Source organism: Myxosarcina sp. GI1 (genome assembly GCF_000756305.1).
GTDB lineage: Bacteria > Cyanobacteriota > Cyanobacteriia > Cyanobacteriales > Xenococcaceae > Myxosarcina.
In genome coordinates this window covers 24,619-43,081 of sequence record NZ_JRFE01000034.1, presented here as the reverse complement: position 1 = coordinate 43,081, position 18,463 = coordinate 24,619, and the positions used below count along the sequence as shown (strand labels likewise).

Annotated in this window: 13 protein-coding genes and 1 pseudogene; 6 read left to right on the top strand and 8 right to left on the bottom strand. The window is 40.0% G+C overall.

Annotated features, from left to right (window positions below; all coding sequences use genetic code 11):
* Positions 1-56: 56 nt before the first annotated feature.
* The 3 genes from KV40_RS24300 to KV40_RS24285 all read right to left on the bottom strand — a co-directional run bounded on the left by KV40_RS24300 (position 57) and on the right by KV40_RS24285 (position 1,870).
* The gene (locus tag KV40_RS24300; RefSeq protein WP_036486824.1) at positions 57-248 is read right to left on the bottom strand and encodes a hypothetical protein; all 192 of its coding nucleotides are present in this window, start codon (positions 246-248) and stop codon (positions 57-59) included.
* 456 nt (positions 249-704) lie between these two features.
* Positions 705-1,448: a hypothetical protein gene (locus tag KV40_RS24290; protein ID WP_036486822.1), complete on the bottom strand. Its 744-nt coding sequence runs from the start codon at positions 1,446-1,448 to the stop codon at positions 705-707.
* A 122-nt stretch (positions 1,449-1,570) separates the two neighbouring features.
* Positions 1,571-1,870, bottom strand: coding sequence for a hypothetical protein (locus tag KV40_RS24285; protein ID WP_036486820.1), 300 nt, complete (start codon positions 1,868-1,870; stop codon positions 1,571-1,573).
* Between the two features lie 212 nt (positions 1,871-2,082).
* On the opposite strand from KV40_RS24285, the gene KV40_RS24280 reads away from it, so the two are divergent.
* From KV40_RS24280 to KV40_RS24260, 5 genes and pseudogenes are all read left to right on the top strand, one after another.
* Positions 2,083-2,310, top strand: a complete 228-nt coding sequence (locus tag KV40_RS24280; protein ID WP_036486818.1) for a hypothetical protein — start codon at positions 2,083-2,085, stop codon at positions 2,308-2,310.
* 47 nt (positions 2,311-2,357) lie between these two features.
* Positions 2,358-3,122 (top strand): hypothetical protein, encoded by a 765-nt coding sequence (locus KV40_RS32550; protein WP_052055915.1) that lies wholly within the window; start codon positions 2,358-2,360, stop codon positions 3,120-3,122.
* A complete protein-coding gene (locus KV40_RS24270) occupies positions 3,112-3,477 on the top strand; it encodes a hypothetical protein (protein ID WP_036486814.1) in 366 nt (121 codons plus the stop codon). Before KV40_RS32550 ends, KV40_RS24270 begins: the two co-directional genes overlap by 11 nt.
* A 411-nt stretch (positions 3,478-3,888) precedes the next feature.
* A pseudogene (locus KV40_RS36805) lies at positions 3,889-4,824 on the top strand (Abi family protein).
* Between the two features lie 249 nt (positions 4,825-5,073).
* A complete protein-coding gene (locus tag KV40_RS24260; protein WP_052055914.1) occupies positions 5,074-7,953 on the top strand; it encodes an integrin alpha in 2,880 nt (959 codons plus the stop codon).
* 404 nt (positions 7,954-8,357) lie between these two features.
* Here KV40_RS24260 and KV40_RS24255 read toward each other — a convergent pair whose 3' ends face one another.
* The 4 genes from KV40_RS24255 to KV40_RS24240 form a co-directional block, all read right to left on the bottom strand.
* Positions 8,358-10,691, bottom strand: a complete 2,334-nt coding sequence (locus KV40_RS24255; RefSeq protein WP_052055913.1) for an FG-GAP repeat protein — start codon at positions 10,689-10,691, stop codon at positions 8,358-8,360.
* 228 nt (positions 10,692-10,919) lie between these two features.
* Positions 10,920-11,546, bottom strand: a complete 627-nt coding sequence (locus KV40_RS24250) for an RES domain-containing protein (RefSeq protein ID WP_036486812.1) — start codon at positions 11,544-11,546, stop codon at positions 10,920-10,922.
* Positions 11,546-12,139 (bottom strand): antitoxin Xre/MbcA/ParS toxin-binding domain-containing protein, encoded by a 594-nt coding sequence (locus KV40_RS24245; protein WP_156114158.1) that lies wholly within the window; start codon positions 12,137-12,139, stop codon positions 11,546-11,548. Before KV40_RS24245 ends, KV40_RS24250 begins: the two co-directional genes overlap by 1 nt.
* A 163-nt stretch (positions 12,140-12,302) precedes the next feature.
* Positions 12,303-13,136 (bottom strand): FkbM family methyltransferase, encoded by an 834-nt coding sequence (locus KV40_RS24240; RefSeq protein WP_036486811.1) that lies wholly within the window; start codon positions 13,134-13,136, stop codon positions 12,303-12,305.
* A 407-nt stretch (positions 13,137-13,543) separates the two neighbouring features.
* On the opposite strand from KV40_RS24240, the gene KV40_RS24235 reads away from it, so the two are divergent.
* Complete coding sequence (locus KV40_RS24235; protein WP_172657334.1) at positions 13,544-16,054, top strand: filamentous hemagglutinin N-terminal domain-containing protein; 2,511 nt, start codon at positions 13,544-13,546, stop codon at positions 16,052-16,054.
* Positions 16,055-16,074: 20 nt separating this feature from the next.
* Here the strand turns inward: KV40_RS24235 and KV40_RS24230 are convergent, their stop codons facing one another.
* Complete coding sequence (locus KV40_RS24230; RefSeq protein WP_036486810.1) at positions 16,075-18,372, bottom strand: CHAT domain-containing protein; 2,298 nt, start codon at positions 18,370-18,372, stop codon at positions 16,075-16,077.
* Positions 18,373-18,463 lie beyond the last annotated feature (91 nt).

The following is an 18,463-nucleotide window of genomic DNA, read 5'->3' as shown; positions in this document are numbered from 1 at the left end:
AAAACAATAGTAAGCAAAATGGTAGCAATTGGCGATTGTGTAGCAAGTTTTTGAACTCAGCCAGCACTATGCACCCCATAAGCTGATGCTGCCAGTATTAGCGAATCTAGAGAATCGCTTGAGCTTAAAATTTCTATCGAAGTTTTGCCTTCAAGTCGATAATCTGCCGTAACAAAAAACCTCAATTTATCCCAATTAGGAACTAAATTTTCATCTAAAATTGCTAAAACTTTCTCTAATTCAGGCAAACGCCAGATGAGCTACCAAACCTAAAACTTCAGTCTTTAGTTGCCAGTCATCGGGAGGCGAGAGTTCGGTAACTAATTGGTTGAGGAATGTAACACCCTATCGCCTTCCCGATTCGCTACGCCGACTAGCTTGAATAGTAGAAAAATTAAGTGCGACGCGCCCTTTTCTGCGGGCGATTGCGCTACCGCGCACAGGCTTGCGCCAATCGCTGCTGTAATTAGCGCATAGACAACTAACTTGCTAGCCCTCTTCATCAATATCGAACCTCATATCAGTGGGGCTTTCTCTAGTTCCATTGTTCCCAGGCAACTAAAATTTCTAATCGAGCGACATTTGAAGTCAGCCAGTAAAACGTCTCAAGTCATCAGCAGCGAAGGACTAACAACCAAACATGAAGCATTTTAATTGGCTGCATTTGAATTGTTAGACCGCATCGCCCTCTATAGTAAGTCGGATTAACTATCAAGCCCTACACCAACAATTGGACTTTGTTGCCCTTTCTTGAAAAGGTGTTGAACCGAGTGACCTCTATACTTTTGCCGAATAGCATCCCGTGCAAGATTCCCAATAAATTCCCAACGTTTAGCAGAATGCTGTTTCAACTCTTGTCGATCTCTAGTCTGGTAAAATGTTGAACCAGCCTGGTGCCAACTTTCTATTTCATAAACCTCTCTAATGATACCTGCATAGACAGCCATCGCATAACGCGCATTCTTTCTTCTCGAACCTATAACCCAAATTCCACGAGTTGATTCATATAGTTCTAGTTCACTTATTCCATACCAATACCTCTTATTGATACGAATTAACAGACATGGCTCCTGGATCTCAGCCTGAGTTGGAGCGAACTCCATAAGGAAATCATCTAGGGGTTTGCGGAAGTACTCAACCGCATCTTGCCCACGTATCTGATTTGTAAGATTTTTGATTCCAATTAATTCTATTAGAGCAGTCTCAACTCGCTTCGCTTCCATGTCATCACGTAGATTGTAGGCAATCATGTCGATACGCGGTTCCATGCCACATGCCTTAATATCTGCTATACGAGCAACTTTCTTGGTTTCTTCTCGGTCATTTAAGTGAGATGTTGCTCGCGATCCTGTACCCTTGCCAATATAAAAAATTTGACTATTTCTGGGATCTACATAAGCATAAACGTAATACCCAAGAGCGTTGGCAACATCTGGTGTAATTTCCATACTAACCTCTGCAAACTAGCTATTAACTATCCTTACTTCCAACGTACCCACCGCATATTGCTCTTTTAACAGTGCGTTGCGGAGCTATGCCGTAGGCAAGCTCGCCCTTTCAAGACCAACTATTAGCTATGATTTCCGAACTTACTAGCTCGTTTTCTACCCTTGAAAGAAGATAAAGAGTCGAGAAAGGCATAGAGTTCGTTACCTCGAACAATTTCGACGGCAAAGAAAAGAGACTGACGACAATTAGTACCGAGGTGAGGCATCATACCTTCAACTGCGTTTTTAATCTCTTCAATTCCCGAAGACATAAAATAGTTATCTTGTGAGTCGTGGTAGATAGTTATGGTGGGAAGAGTTTCTATATCAATGTCAGGATTTTGAAGAGTTCTGATTTCTACCATTAGTAATTTTTGAGTCATATTGAGGGTGAAGAATTAGGTTTCTCAAGCCCACGCTGTATTTCAGAGAAATTAGCGTTTGGTATTTGACGGTATTTAATTGACTGTGAGTTCCGAAAGGCGATCGCCCTTTGTCGCTTTGAATTCATCCTACCATTGAAGTCAATGGTAGTCAATGGATGTCTATGGTATAGTTATAGATAGATGTAAGCTAACCAAAGGAAAATCTATGGATGATTTTATTAGTGGAAAACAGACCAAGGGACGAACAGGGACGTTTTATGGAGTCCTCTAACTTAGATGAAAAGATAACCAGCGCAAGACTTCATAAAGGTTATAGACAAAAACTGACTGACATAGCTAAAAGCATGAACATAACTACAGCACAGTTGGTCAGACAAATATTAGAAGACTATGTTCGAGAGTATGAAAGAAATCGAAACCATAGCGATCGATCTTAAAAGCTCATTCCTGATTTATTAATTATTTATTCGTTCGAGTACCAAAAATGATTTCAGAAAATTTAGTATTCGTTCAACTAGCTCAAACTAATAGCTACATCTGTATCATTGAACTAGCGATTGCTTTGGAAGCTCCTGTTTCAGAAGTCCGACAGAGACTACACGATTTGGGCAATCGCGTCGAACAAAACGATAACGATGAATGGCGAGTAGTCAGACAAATCGTTCCAGATAATCTGCTTACAGAATCAGAAAGACAGGAAAGGAACAATCTCGAAATTACCGTTCAGCAAGCCTTTTTTGTTGCTGGTCAGGCTCTCAAACTACTACGCGACAAGAGACTCTATCGGGAAACTCATGCTACTTTTGAAGCTTATGTGCGCGATCGCTTCGACTATACCAGACGTGCTGTCGATTATTTAATTCTTGCTGCTGAAGTAGTTGAAAATCTCAAACGAGAACAAATTGTTCTCAAAACTAATGTACTACCTACAAAAGAATCACAATGTAGACCGTTAGCTAAGTTATCTCCCGAACAACAGAGAGAAGTCTGGCTTACTGCTGTTGAAAAAACTGGAGGTAAAGTACCTAGTGCCAGAATAGTTAAAGAGGTTGTCAATCAAAACAATTCCGATCTAGACATCGAACCTCAGCCAATGAGCAAAGAGATAATCTACAAGCCTGGAACTGGTATCGACTATGTGGTGCATTTGGATGAGGAAACCTACAGATTGCTAGAGGCTTATCAAGATAGAATAGGGACTGCAACGAAAAACGGAGCTATCAGAAGATTATTAGACGATGCGACATAGCACGAGCAAGCAAAAACAAAAAATAGCCCTAAATTTACTGCATCTACTCTTTATTAATAAACTGCGGTACAACGAGAAATGGGAATGCTGGACGGGATATATCGTTAAAAGCGAGGATAAATGGGGAGAAATTCCCTACAAGCAGTTGTTAGACATTGCCGCTCTAATTGCTTCGGGACTGACCAAACAGAGAGCTAGCATTGAGGAGACTAAGATTTTACTCCAGCAGATCGAACGTTGGGTAACTCAGTCTAATGGAAAATTAGTCGAGGTTAGAGAGTCGAAGCGTCGTACCAAATGGTATCCTGCCTGTCTGGTTGAAGCTGCTGTGGATAAGGAATTAAAGATAGCGTAAGAATTAAATATTGGGGCATCTTGTAAAGCCGATGCCGTGTTGACTAAAACCGAAATTGTCGAGAAAACTGTTTTGGTTAATGCTCAAGGTAGGGCGATCGCCAGCTACCAAGAAATCTCCAAAACCAAGCTAGCTTAACGTTATGGGATGAAAAAAAACCGCAGATGTCGTCGCTTGGTTACGTTCTATCGGCAAGGAAAATTTACTAGAATCGGGATTAACGGCAACACCATGTCAATATGTTTCAATAGAACATTTGTCCGAACTTGATATTTTATGGGCAAGCAGATGTGGTCCGCGCCAGTTCCTGCTTGGAGAGTGAAAAAACAAGTGCAATATCGCAACCTTAAATTGACCTTTTTTCTCAACTGATGTTAGTATTAAGAGTAACAACACCTCCCACGCCTCTCAATGAAGCGCACCCAGGGAGGTTACTATTTTTCAGGCTATACCGTGCGGTTTGATAAACCCCATAGAACCTTACAGCAACAATTATCTCTTCTGCAACATCGTGGTTTAATCGTACAAAACTTAGAAGTAGCCGAACGTTACTTAGGGCATCTTAACTACTATCGTTTGAGTGCTTACTGGATTCCTTTTTTAGAAAATCGTCAAACAAATCGCTTTAAAAAAGGCACGAAGTTTGAAGATGTTTTAAACTTATATATTTTCGACCGAGAACTTCGCTTACTAGTTCTTGATGCGATCGAACGAATTGAAGTTTCTATTCGTTCCAAATGGGCGTATTACTTGTCTCAACAGCATGGAGCGCACGCTCATCTTAATGGTGCGTTGTTTAAAAGCACTAAAAAATGGAAACACGAAACCGCAGTAAATTAACTGAAAAATAAAGTGTCGAAAAGTCAGGAAGATTTTATCGTTCATTTGCGTCATAAATATGATGAGCTTCTACCTCCTCTCTGGGCTATGGTAGAAATTATGACGTTTGGAGAACTTTCTCATTGGTATGAAAATTTGAAACATAGACAAGATCGTAACGCTATTTCTCGCCTATACGATATGGACGAGAAAAATTTAGTTTCTTTTTTGCACCATTTAAACTTTGTTAGAAATAAATGCGCTCATCATAATCGACTTTGGAATCATAATTTTACGATTACATTAAAGCTTCCAAAGCAACGTCCTCTTAAAGTAGTTGCTAGTTTGAATCCTAATGCCGAGCGTAAATTGTATAATACCTTGGTAATTTTAGAATACTTACTAGAGATCGTTAGTCCGAATAATCATTGGAAAAATCGTTTATTCAGCTTGCTTCACCAGCATCGAATTGACATTGCACAAATGGGTTTTCCTGAAAATCACCAGAGTTTGGCGGCATGGGTGTAACAAGTCAGATTTTGCTTGAGGAATGAATTATACGAACGGTGTGAAGCGGCAGCAAAAGCAAAGCTTATTGGTACGCGGAGACACCGTAATCTGTTTGTAACCCCTTACTATTTAACTAGCGAACCATTTTTTAGTTAAGTGATTGTGTCTGAGAAAACTTTTAAGAAAAAACTGCAACGAACTAAGGTAAGATTCGATTGGTAAATAGTTTATATAACTATTTTAAATAAGCGTCTCGGCGACACTACTATGGTAAATTCTTTATTTAGTCTTGGTAATATCGACGGTAGCAACGGTTTTGTAATTAACGGTATAGATAAATACGATCGCCTCGGTTCTTCCGTTAGCAATGCAGGAGATGTCAACGGCGATGGGTTTGACGACATAATTATTGGCGCACCTGGTAGCTATAACAACAAAACTGGTGGTTATGGAGAAAGCTATGTCGTGTTTGGCGGTAGCGAACTTGGCAGCGAAGGCAATGTCGATTTAGACTCCCTGAACGGCAGTAATGGTTTTGTTTTAAAAGGTGTTAATAAAATAGACTACTTAGGTAGCTCGGTCAGCAATGCAGGAGATATTAACGGCGATAGTATCGACGATTTAATCGTTGGCGCGCCTGCTGGCATCACTTATTACGGGGAATTTAGAGTAGGAAAAAGCTATGTGGTGTTTGGCGGAACAGAAATTGGCAGTGATGGTAATGTCAAACTAAATTCCATCGATGGTAGTAATGGCTTTGTAATAAACGGCACCGAGGGAAACGCTCGCTCTGGCAATTCTGTCAGCAATGCAGGAGATGTCAACGGCGATGGGTTTGACGACATAATTATTGGCGCACCTAATGCTGCTGGCGTACCAATTTACGACCCTTCTTACGTCGATCGCACTTACAAAAATGGAGAGGGTTATGTAGTATTTGGTAGCACTAATGTAGGCAGTGATGGTAGTTTTGAACTAAGCACGCTTAATGGCAGCAATGGCTTCGCACTCAAAGGTATTGGAGGAGATATCGCTTATCCCGACTTATATTTCGGTCTTGATTACGCTGTGGCTCGTTTTGGTTATTCAGTTGGCGGCGGGGGAGATATTAACGGCGATGGTTTTGATGACGTAGTTATTGGCGCACCTGGTAAAGTATCATATGAGGGGTTCGTTGGTAATCGCGGAGAAACTTATGCGGTATTTGGAGGCAGCGAAGTCGGCAGCAGTGGCGCAATTACTGTAGACACGCTCAATGGCAGTAAGGGTTTTGTGGTAGACGACTCTTCTGAAAAAGATTTTGGTATTTCTGTAAGCAATGCGGGAGATGTCAATGGAGATGGCTTTGAAGATCTGTTTATTGGAGCGGCTTTTAGAGAAGTTTCACGATATGTTCTAATAGAGTCGGGATTAGGCTATGTAGTCTTTGGCGGCAATGAAGTTGGAGATAGAGGTAGTATAAATCCTAATGCGCTCGATGGCAGCAACGGTTTTATTCTAAAAAGTAGCGAAGAAGGAGATCTTTTAGGTCGTTCGGTAAGCAGTGCAGGGGATGTTAATGGCGACGGCTTTGACGATTTGATTATCGGTGCGCCTAGTGATGGCGGAAATTATTATTATTATGAGCCTGGTTTGAGTAAGAGCTATCTTGTGTTCGGTGGCGAGAAAATTGGCAAAGATGGCACGATAGAGGTAGACAAAATTGATGGTAGTAATGGCGTAGTTTTAGAAGGCATCAACAATTTTAATGGTACTGGTTTTTCAGTTAGTGGCGCGGGAGATGTTAACAACGATGGCATTGACGATCTGATAGTCGGTGCGCCTGATGCTGGTAATCCAACTTCTCTTTCTGGTCGTACCTATACCGACCGTCAAGGAGAAAGCTATATCATCTTTGGCAACGCTGCACCCCAGTTAGACATCAACGGCGAAGATGCAGGCATCGACTTGACTACTACCTTTAGCGACAGTTCCGTTTCAATTGTCGATCGCGACAACCTAATTCTTACTGACTCAAATTCTAATACTCTCTCTCAAGCGACAGTAGAAATTGCCAATCCTCTCAATGGCGAGAATGAGTTTCTTGCTGCCGATACGGCTAATACTAAAATTGTGGCTGATTACGATGCCGTTACTGGTACGCTCTCTCTTACGGGCAAAGACAGCATCGCTAACTATCGTCAAGTTTTAGAAACCCTTACTTATAACAACAACGCTGAAGTTGTCTATAGGAGCGATCGCACCATTGAATTTACAGTAGATGATGGCGCGGCTTTTAATAACACCAATGCTGTGGCTACAACTAAGATAGACTTTGACTTCAATACCAATATTTCAGATCGTGGCGGTCAAAATACTTTTACCATCAAAGCTGGTAGTGGCGAGATTACTATTGCCGACTTTGGCGGCGTGGGTACTGGTATTCGTTCTTCTAAGGCAGTTGTTGAAGAAGTCGATACCCTAAAGTTTGCTGGTTCGCAATTAACTGCCGATAATCTGATTCTCACTCAGAAAGAGCGCGATTTAGAACTTACTTTTGATGGGGTAGCCGATACTAAAATTATTCTGTCGGATTTCAACTTAGAACAACTAGATAACTTACCATCTGGTATCGGTAATATCTTATTTAACCGACAACAGACAATTAAAGATAGCTTTGATGTATTTGATGCCGAACAAATTCGCTCTCGCGTGTTTAATTTCAATACGGCTACTTTTTTAAACGATTTAGATAATACGCTCCAAGGATTTAACAACTCTGACGATGTTATTAATAGTCAAAGAGGCAATGATGTCTTGCTCGGACGTTCGGGTAATGATACCCTGCGGGGTAATGGTGGGGATGACCTATTGCTCGATGGCGGTAAGGGTAAGGATCGCCTTGACGGTGGTAAAGGGAATGATGGCTTGTTTGGGGGTGCTGGTGTTGATGGGTTTGTGTTGAGAAAAGGTCATGGAACGGACACGATTTTTGATTACGATAGATTTAATGATTCGCTGGTGTTGGCTGACGGTTTGGAGTTTGAAGATCTGGCAATTACGGGAAATCGCGATCGAACGGAAATCAATTTGAGTGAGACTGAGGAGGTTTTGGCGATTTTGATTGGGGTCAATGCTAACTATATCAACGAGTTTGTTTTTTCGTAACTAATTGCTCGTTTGGATTTGTAGCAGCAAATAGTTCATAAACAAAACTACTCGAAACGACAGAGAAAGTGCCAGTAATCGTCGGATACTGGTTCGCTAGTCAGAGTTAAAAGAAAAAAAACGCCAGATGAACCGCCAAACCTAAAACTTCTATCTTTAGTTGCCAGTCGTCGAGAGGCGAGGGTTCGCGCTTTTTAACGGTCGATCGTTCAAACATCCTATCGCTCTCCCGATTCGCTACGCCGACTAGCTTGGAAAGGAGAAAAGTTGAGGGCGACGCGCCCTTCTTTGCGGGCGATCGCTGTTGATAGTCATGATAAACTTGCCAAATAGTATCGTAGTTCTCTGTTTCTTGTAAGAAATGATTATTTAATTAGTGTTTTTCAACTTAATATCGGCTAACCTCAAACAAAGGTAAAAGCAGGATCGCTCAGTTTCAAATCGACAGAAACGTTTTCTAATAGAGCGATATTTTCCGAACCAGCAGTAGTGTTAGCGTCATAAACTAGCTTGGCATCAACATTACTCGAACCGTTGGGTAGAAAGAAAAGAAGATATTCATCTACAGAACCTGATAGCTGCACCTTATCTTGTTGGGGATTGAAATCTTTCAGACGCGCAAAATTGGCATCTCCCGATGTAAAGTTATCGCGATCGTCGTAAAAGACACTAGATTTGTTACCCAAAACAAAAATATCGCTACCCGCACCACCAGTTAGAGTATCTTGTTCGCCAGCACCCAAATTACTATTAAGCGCGACACCAATTAATCTGTCGTTGTCATCGCCGCCGTCAAGCAAATCGCTATTCTTACCACCGACTAAAGTATCGTCACTATCACCACCGTTAAGAGTGTCGTTGCCATTGCCGCCATAGATACTATCTTTGCCTAAATCTCCCAACAGGCGATCGCTTTCCGACTCGCCGCTAAGGGTATCGGCACCAGTACCGCCAACGAGAGTATCATTACCAGCACCGCCATTGAGACGATCCGAGCCATCATTGCCGTTAAGAATGTCTCGATCCGCACCAGCGATAAGAGTATCTCGACCTTTTCCACCAACAAGTTCGTCATCACCGCCAAGACTTGATAGGCTATCGTTGCCAGCCAGACCAATAATAAGATCGTCTTTTTCAGTACCTGTAAGGCGATCGTCTTTTTCGGTACCAGTAAGTATCGATGGCTTAAAACCATAGATAACATAGGCATCATCTACAAATTGAGAATAATCTGAAGGTGCGCCAACTATTAAATCGCTCAGACCATCGCCATTGATATCGCCTGCATTGCTAACCTCTCTACCGAATAAATGGGAGGGTTTAACACCTTGGAACGTAAAACCTTCAGTGACATCGAGATCGGCTATATCGAGCGCGGGGTCGAAACCCTTGTCACTACCAAAAACTATGTAAGCTGCACCGAAGTTATTAGAATCGTCACCATAAGTATAATTATCAAAAAAAGGCGCGCTCACAATTATATCGTCAAAGCCATCGCCATTGACATCACCCGCACTGCTTACCGCACTACCCAATTCATCTGAAATATCTATGCCTTGAAGTTTGAAGCCATTACTACCGTCGAGTTTGTTGAGATCGAAACTTACATCAAAACCACTTTTCCGACCAAAAATGACATAGGCTTCACCGCGATAACTATTACTATTGCTAGAAAAACCATCTCCATCAGGTGCGCCAATGATTATGTCATCGAAGCCATCACCATTAACGTCACCCGCGTTACTTATAGCACTACCTAAAAAATCACGTTCGTTTCGACCACTTACCGTAAAACCATTATTGCCGTTAAAATTGTTTAGATCGAAGTTGGCACTAAAACCATCTTTACCAAAAATGATATAGGCTTCTCCTTTATAACTATATTTACGACCAGCTTCAGCATTAGGTGCGCCAATAACTAGGTCGTCAAAACCATCGCTATTGATATCCCCTGCATTACTTACCGCTTGACCCAAACTATCGCGTCCGTTTAGACCTCGAACTGTAAAACCGTTGTTGCCATTAAGATTGTTTAGATCGAAATTGGCATCAAAACCTTCTTCGCGACCAAAAATTACGTAGACCTCTCCCGCACTCACATTATCGCCAACCTTGACATTAAATGCTCCAACAATCAGGTCGTCAAAACCATCACCATTAACATCACCTGCATTGCTTATTGCGAAACCCAAGCGATCGTTTTTATTAATGCCTTGAATTGTAAAACCGTTTTTACCGTCAAGACTTGCTAGATCGAAATTAAGATTAAAACCATTGGCTCGACCGAAAATGACATGGGCTTCGCCGCGACTGTCGTTAATATAAGAGGTGCTAACGATAAAGTCGTCAAAGCCATCACCATTGATATCTCCCGCACCGCTTACTTCTTGTCCTAAGAGATCGCGTTCGTTTAGACCTCGAACTATAAAACCATTATTGCCATTGAGTTTGTTTAGGTCGAATTCGGCACCAAAACCTCCTTCTCGACCAAAAGCGACATAGGCTTCACCGCGACCATCGCTAAGATAATAGATCTGACCATATTCGTCGTAACTTTTTAAAGCTAATCCCGCACCAGGTGCGCCGATAATAAAGTCATCTAAACCGTCACCGTTGATATCGCCTGCATTGCTAACGGCTTCACCCAAACCATCGGAATTAAAAAGTCTGTCTAAACCAGCGAGCGCAAAACCATTGTCGCCGTTTAAGTCATTTACATCAAATAAAGTATCTACCAAGTTATTTTCTCCGATTGCTATTAGATAATTAACAAACGCTGCTCTTTTTAGAGTTTCATCGGTAAATACCGACCGTACTTAGCTTAGCCTTCAAATTTCAAATTGACACTCAATAATTCTCTTTTGTTCGACCAAACTACATTGGGGTATATCGCCTCAAACCGAGGCAAAATCTATTTAAAAAAGTGACCAAATTAGTTTGGTAAAGATTCTAAATGAAAAATGCGATTAAAAAATCATGCTGTTTGTTAAAGCACAATCAGCAATAGCTGGTTGCAAAGCTAAGGAATTTAAAGCCAGAATTTTTAGGGAGGCAGAATCTAGCTGTGGTTTTGCTCTTTCATAGAGAGCAATTGAGTCTTCGCTGTTATGTGCATTACTAAAAATCAAGCCATCAATTGTCCCGTAGATTTCTGTTTCTTCGTAAAAATATTTTCCCCACAATTGAGACAAATTACGCTCCGCTATTTGACTTACCGAGCTTAGGGTTCCAGCTTTCATAGCGGCTGCACCTCTTAAATCTAATAATTTAATTGACTGATTTAAAGTAAGTAGAGCAACTTCATATTCATCTACTTCAATGACTCTAGTATCTCCAAAAACTTCTACTAAACAACAACTAAGAGTAAAACCCCAATAGTTAATTCCTCTATCTAGATCGTCTTGAGGTTCTTGATAACTACATCGATGATGATCGAATCTCGACCTCGGACCATTAAATCGAAAACTAATTGCTGTTGTCTTGTATCTATTGGGATTGTAGATTCTTCTAAGAATAGTTCCTACTTCTAGTGTTTCAAATTTGGGAGAAATAGGAAATGTTGGATCTGGAGGCGGAGAATTTATCTTTACCACTACTGAGCTATTCCTACTCCTCTTGCCTCGGTCAAAACTTTTTCTACTTCTCGATTTTCGAGCATTTCGAGGGGAGTTTTGCCTTCAAATACAGGATTATGACGGGTTAACCAGCTAATTTTGGCAAGGTTTGAGACATTTAATGCAGCAAGTACTAATGGTAATCCTTCTATTACTCTATCTGGACCATTAATATCAAATTGCCATAGTGGGTACTTCCATTGACCATTATCTTTAACTGCCAGCAGAGTTTTATTTTTTACTCGATCTAGTGGAGTCTGTCTGGAACTGCAATCTAGTAAGGTAGCTACCTCCGCTCCCGAAATACTATTTTTCAATAACGAATTTCTGATAGTAAACGAGTTAATCAAATTACTCAATAGAAGTTCTTTTACTTCTTCTTTTGTATAAGATTTTCCTGATATTTCATCTGCTAAAAGCTGCTCCTCAATTGGAGGACAAGGTCGAACAGCAATACTTTCAAACCTTTTCTTTAGAAGCTTCTTGGTTTTGGGAGACATATCTGAGATTAAGTGTTTAACAGAAGACAGTATTTCGCGATCGCTATCGTCGGTAACAGTAATAGTACTCATTTTTAAACTCCAGCGTAAGAGATGTCCATTAACTATAGCTAATTTGCTCGATTTCTGCAAGAGATGTCCAATATAGCTTTACCCTAACGGTGTGAAGCGGCAGCAAAAGCGAAGCTTATTGGTACGCGGAGACACCGTAACTCTCTAGCTGTAGACAAATTTACTATCGCATTGCATATATATTTAAGTATTCTGAATTACTTAAATATGTCTCCTGTTCTATGATAATTTTGCCAAAATTATGAGTCGATAGTAATGCTTTAATCTTATCAACTCTGCCTCCAAGATCGTGAACTTCAATCACGATTTGCTTGATTTTACTCCAGTCTTGATTTTTAATTCCGAGTAACACATCCAATTCGCTTTTTTCTACGTCAATTTTTAGCAGATCTATCTGTTGAATATTATGTTCGCTAATGATTTGTGAAATTGTTTTTACCTGACAGACAACTTTTTTCGACTTTAATTTTCTATTAAGCTCAAAATCAACAACCCAAGTCTGCAAAAAAGAAGGTAATATGCGAATCAAACGTATTTCATTTATAAAAGTAGCTAAAGCTTCAATATTATGAAGTATAACTGATTTAATAGAATTTCTAAACTCTTCAAGATTTTCTGAATACATTGTTGAAAATCCGCTGGCACCAGGAAAATATTCAAAAATAACTTCATTTCTAGTCTGATTCGATATGCCATAATTGTATATTTTTATTCGATCTGAATCGAGACGTTGCACGTTGAGTTGGAGAACTTCAAATATTTGCGGAATAGGTTCAAAAGCGTAAATTTCAGGATTTCTGCTACAAAGTTCGCAACAATAAAGGCAAAACATACCAATATTAGCTCCTACATCAAAAACTACGCTATTTTCAGTCAAAACAATTCCATGCTTAACATAGTTTTCCATTTGGTTATCTAAAAATTCAATTTCTTCTTTATTTAGATAAAAAACTTTCTTCTTGTTAGCTAACTGCATTTCACGAATAGATTTATTCATAACATTTAGTTGTATAATTAATCACTTGTTAAATATAAACTATTTTGTTTACTCAAGAGCAAAACATTTGTAGTTTAGTATGCTATTTTAACTTTTTATTTTTGTTTACAAAAGTTAAATTTTGTATATTGTACATTAAAACTTTTTTTTTATTGTACACAATATAAGTAGTATTTTTGTGAGGCTTTTTTGATGATTTGTATAAATTGAAACTTAATAAGTCGCAAAATTTTATCTGTGATAAGATTAAAATTAATTAAGTCTCTCGTGAAAAAGGTATTTTTTTATTATTAAGCTGTACTATATATTAGAGCTTTTAAGACTGCGTTTTCTTTCGGCTCTGCATTTGTGAAGATTTAAAAAGCAATTTTGAAAGTTTTAAAATATATTTTTATATTTTGTTAGTCGTGAAGAAACTAATTAACTATTTTTTTATTTGCCTTTCTTTAACTATTCCTTCTTCCGTAGTTGCTCAGATTGTTCCAGATACGTCTTTGAATACCGAAAGTTCCACGATCGACTCGATTAATGAATTACGCCAGCGCATAGAAGGCGGAGCGATTAGAGGAGAAAACCTGTTTCATAGCTTTCAAGAATTTAATGTTGGTGAAGGTTTGGAAGTTTATTTTGCAAATCCCGCAGGGATTGAAAACATCTTTTCTCGTATTACAGGTAGCAATGTTTCCAAGATATTTGGGACATTAGGAGTAGAGGGTACTGCTAATCTGTTTTTGATGAATCCCAATGGCATTGTTTTTGGACAGAATGCGGCGATCGATGTTGGTGGTTCTTTCATAGCAACAACGGCTGAAAGTATTAAGTTTAAAGATGGTATTGGCTTTTCGGCAACAAAACCTTTGGCAAAACCTGTTTTAACAGTTGAAATTCCTGTTGGCTTGGGTTTTGGAACAAACTCTAGTCCAATTCAGGTAAAAGGATCTGGTCACTCCATAGTTGATACATTCACTTTTTTACCGTATCAAAACATATTAAGTAGTGATGGGTTAAAAGTAAAGCCGAAACAAACCATAGCTTTACTTGGAGGAGACATCATTTTAGACGGCGGAAATATTACAGCCGAATCTGGACAGATAGAACTTGCCTCTGTAGCCAACGGTGAAGTTAAATTAAATAAAAATAACACAAGCTGGAATTTTAATTATGAAAATATAAACAGTTTTGGAGATATACAAATAACAAACCGTTCATCAGTCAATACAAGTGGTTTTGGTGATGGAAAAATTAGTTTTCATGGAGATGAAATTGAAGTTTCATTTGGTTCGATTGTCATGAATCAAAATCAAGGTTCCAAGCCATCTCAAGCCATTAGCGTAAATTCAAGAAAACTCGATATTAACGGCGTTTCAGAAAATGGTGACTTTCGCACTTCTTTCGGTAGTATAGCAGCAGCGCGAGGAAAGAGTAGCACAATCAAGATAAATACAGAAGAATTTTTTCTTCGCAATGGGGCAACATTGGGAACTGCAACTTACGGAATTGCAGATGGAGGAAATGTAGTAATCAACGCTATAGTGTCTGTAAACTTATATGGGGCGTGGTTATCACCTCTTGCACCAACTGCAAGCTTCTTAACTGCACAGTCAAAAGGTCAGGGAAACGCGGGAAACATTTCTATAGCCACAAAAACTATGAACGTTAGTTTTGGAGCTGCGGTAGGATCGCTTGCTTTAGGCTCTGGAAATAGCGGAAACCTTACGATTAATGCTACCGATTCGATATCCATCGTAGGAGATACAGATCCAAATGCTCTCATGAATAACAGTGATGTTTTTGTCGCCACTACTGCATCTGGAAATGCAGGGTTTTTGCAAATAGATACAGCCCGTTTAAGGATCGTAGATGGAGGAAGAATTAATGCTGCTAGCTTGTCAAGCGGAAGTAGTGGAAAGGTTGTTATAGATGCAGTTGAATCAATCGAACTTATAGGTGGTAGTACGGATTTTAATATAACTGGTCAAATTTCTTCTTCGGCTAGTCGTGCTGAAGGTTTTTCTAGAACTTTAGCGATACTTGAAAGTCTAGAGTCTCCAACAGGAAACGCTGGAGGTGTCGAAATTAATACTCCTAAACTAAGCGTTAGCGATAATGGAGAAATAAACGTTCGTAATGGTGGGATTGGTGATGCTGGAAGTCTTCAAATAAATTCTGATTTAGTCAGTTTTGACAATAGTACTGTTGCTGCGAGTACCATTTCAGGTGATGGTGGCAACATTAATCTCAACACAGATCGCCTTTCCCTATCAAATAACAGCCAAATCTCAGCTACAGCAGGAGGTGTGGGAGATAGCGGTAATATTGACATCACTGCCGACACCATCCTGGGATTCAACAATAGCGACATTACTGCTAACGCCTTTGAGGGAAGCGGTGGCAATATTGAAATTACTACCGATACAATCATCGGACTCGAAGCACGACCTTCACTGACTCCAGATAACGATATTACTGCCGATTCGGAATTAGGTATTGACGGGACAGTAACGATAAACTCTCCCGAAAGTAATGCCGAGGAGGATGTGATAGTCTCGGCTAGAGAACTAAATCTCGAATCCTATCGAGAGCTATTAAAGGGAAGCTGTTTAGATCCCAATCGTCCCGAACGCTCGGAGTTAGTTTATCTAGGTGGTGGAGTTCCAGAATCACCCTATAACTTTTTTGACGATGAAGACCCTATAGTGACGGCAGACGAAGTACCTTCAGAACCAAAACCAAATTCCAAGCCGAGCAATCGACAAACAAATAACAATGTACCTCCAATCTGGCAGGAGGGAGATCCCTTAATCGAACCTAATGCGGTACAAACTAACGCAGATGGCAGAACCTTTCTGGTTGCAGTTCAAGAACGAGAAATTAGTCAGCCTCAAGTTTGTACGAGGGAAGCTGCCGATTTGAAGTGATTTGGTAGGCGATCGCCACATCACCAATCGCCAATGAGATTAAGTGCTGCCCAAGTTTGGGGAAGAGCGAGTTGGCGAATTTCATTTATTTGAATTTTTTGGAGAGCGATCGCCTTATTGACGTTATTTTCCTTTATTTGAGTGTAAAAGCTTTCGATCATTTTTGATTGGTCTTCGTCCTCTACCTCCCAGAGACTGCCCAGAGTAGATGCCACACCGCTCCTGGCGGCTACACCTGCCAGTCCCAACAAAGCGCGATCGCTGCCGACTGCGGTTTCACAGGCACTCAAAACTAAAAGCTCGATCGCTTCAGGACTGGAAAGTAAAATATTTTCTAGCTGGGCTGTCGAAATTTTTTGGTCGTAAGCCAAAATGAATGAGGTTTCAGCAGTTCCGCCGAAATAACCGTGTGTTGCCAAATGAAGTACAGAATAGTTATTTCGTTCTAGTTGATGGGATAATTTTTCGACAGTAAATTGGTCATTGAGAAACTTGTCTCCACCAATGAGATCTCGAACAAAAGTAGTTTCTGCTTCGACATTTTCCAGTCGCGACCAACCAGAACGAGCGGCTTCTAAGCCAAAAACCAGGGCTTCTAAATTTTTTCGTTCGCTAGTCGAAGTAAAATTCAAACCAATTGAGGAGACACTTGCCCATTTTTCTGCCAAAAACTTCTTTCTCTCTCTATCGTATAAAGCTGCCATCGGTAGATTTCGCAAAATCCCATCGTGGATAAAAACCAAAACCTGAGTGTTGGTTTGTTCGAGTTCGGTTGCAAAAGACTTAATAATTAGGTCGTAGAAAAAGCTAGAACCATAACGAAATTCCCAATTATTGCCATCAGTCAAGTTTTGATGCCACTGTTTGGCTAGTCGGACTAGTTGCTTCTTGGAAATTTTTCTACTACTTTTTAGTATCCTGCCATCTTTAAGCTGAAGAATAAAAAATACTTCGTCTTCTAAAATAATCGAATTTATTAAAGCGGCATTTTTGTTTTTTAATAAGGTTTGACTCGTTAAGTCTTTTTGAGAAACTTCAAAGCAATTGTCACCAAAATAACTGCGTAGTTGTGCCAATCTCAACTTGTCATAAACTAAGAGAGCTTCAATAAGACTAGCAGAAGTCGCTGGAGCGGCTAAAAGTAATTTTAAAGTTTCACGATAAATTGTTTCGATTTCTCGATTGAATTTAGCTATCTGCTGCGATTGCTCCGCTCGCTCACTAACTAGATTCTGAGAAATAATATCGATTGAAGCAATAGCCCCTCGATAAGCTTCTAGTGCTGCATTCTTATTGCCAATTTCTCGATAAATTCTTCCCGCCAAACGTTGGGAGCGATAGAGGCTGTCATAGGCAAATGCCGATTGCGATAAAATTTGAGCCTTACGAGCAAAATCAATTGCCGTTTCAAAATCTTGAGTTTCTTCGTAAGCATAACCCAATTCCAAAAGCACATAGCTAGTAGCTGCCTCGTCGCCAATCGCTCTAGCTACAGTATCGGCTTTTTCCAACCAACTAACCCTACGAGCGCGATCTATTTTCGCCCAATTGAGCATTAAATAAACACTCGATCGCGATGGCGGTAAATTGTCTAAGATATTTCTCCCTCTTTCTAAGTATCTAGGACTGAGTTGTTGCTGCCACAGACGACTCCATTCGATTAAAGCGCGAACGGCAGAGGTTGAAAATTCGTTTTGACTCAAATCGACAGCGCGTTTGGCATATTTTAGAGCTAAGGTGCGATCTTCTCTGGCAAAAGCGCGATATTTGTCGGCTTCATTTAAAGAGCGAATTTCTCGCGCCTTATTTAGATAGTTTTTTTGACGCTCTTGTAAAGTCTTAACTAAATTATTCAGGGTCGATAATTGCGATAGAGAAGTTGTTTCTTTTAAGCTGCTAGAGTATGCTGATATAGCTTTATTGTATTTTCCCATACCGCTATAGGCGTTACCAAGTCTTTTTTGAGCTAGTACCGAATAATGAGTTGGAGGCGATAAGGCTAAAACTCGTTCTAATTCGTTTATAGCAGGTTGATATCGTCCCAATTCTATATATCCTTGAGAAAGTTCGAGCAAAGTTTCCATTTCTTCTTTGACTTGGTTTTGGGCGCGATACATCGTTGCCCGCTCTTGTAGTTGTTCTACTGCTCGAACTAAATTACCCTGTTGCCAAAGCGAGTAAGTATTTTCGTTTGATTCGCTTTCGAGTGAGGCTGCTGTAGGCTCGGCAGAAACAGGAGCTTGAAAGCCCAATCCTGCAACTACTGCAATAGAGCCAAAACTCAACAAACAATTGCTATTTTGCCAACTGCTCGACATAATAAATTAGTCTTTATTAAAACCTTTAATTGTAATATTATCAGAAAGTAAATGTACCTAATACATTTGCCTCACTTATCAATAATTTATA

Excerpts from the sequence above, each read along its gene's own strand:
- KV40_RS32550 (WP_052055915.1), top strand. The coding sequence starts at position 2,358 with ATGATTTCAGAAAATTTAGTATTCGTTCAACTAGCTCAAACTAATAGC.
- KV40_RS24270 (WP_036486814.1), top strand. The coding sequence starts at position 3,112 with ATGCGACATAGCACGAGCAAGCAAAAACAAAAAATAGCCCTAAATTTA.
- KV40_RS24280 (WP_036486818.1), top strand. The coding sequence starts at position 2,083 with ATGATTTTATTAGTGGAAAACAGACCAAGGGACGAACAGGGACGTTTT.
- KV40_RS24245 (WP_156114158.1), bottom strand. The coding sequence starts at position 12,139 with ATGAGTACTATTACTGTTACCGACGATAGCGATCGCGAAATACTGTCT.
- KV40_RS24260 (WP_052055914.1), top strand. The coding sequence starts at position 5,074 with ATGGTAAATTCTTTATTTAGTCTTGGTAATATCGACGGTAGCAACGGT.
- KV40_RS24290 (WP_036486822.1), bottom strand. The coding sequence starts at position 1,448 with ATGGAAATTACACCAGATGTTGCCAACGCTCTTGGGTATTACGTTTAT.
- KV40_RS24230 (WP_036486810.1), bottom strand. The coding sequence starts at position 18,372 with ATGTCGAGCAGTTGGCAAAATAGCAATTGTTTGTTGAGTTTTGGCTCT.
- KV40_RS24285 (WP_036486820.1), bottom strand. The coding sequence starts at position 1,870 with ATGACTCAAAAATTACTAATGGTAGAAATCAGAACTCTTCAAAATCCT.
- KV40_RS24240 (WP_036486811.1), bottom strand. The coding sequence starts at position 13,136 with ATGAATAAATCTATTCGTGAAATGCAGTTAGCTAACAAGAAGAAAGTT.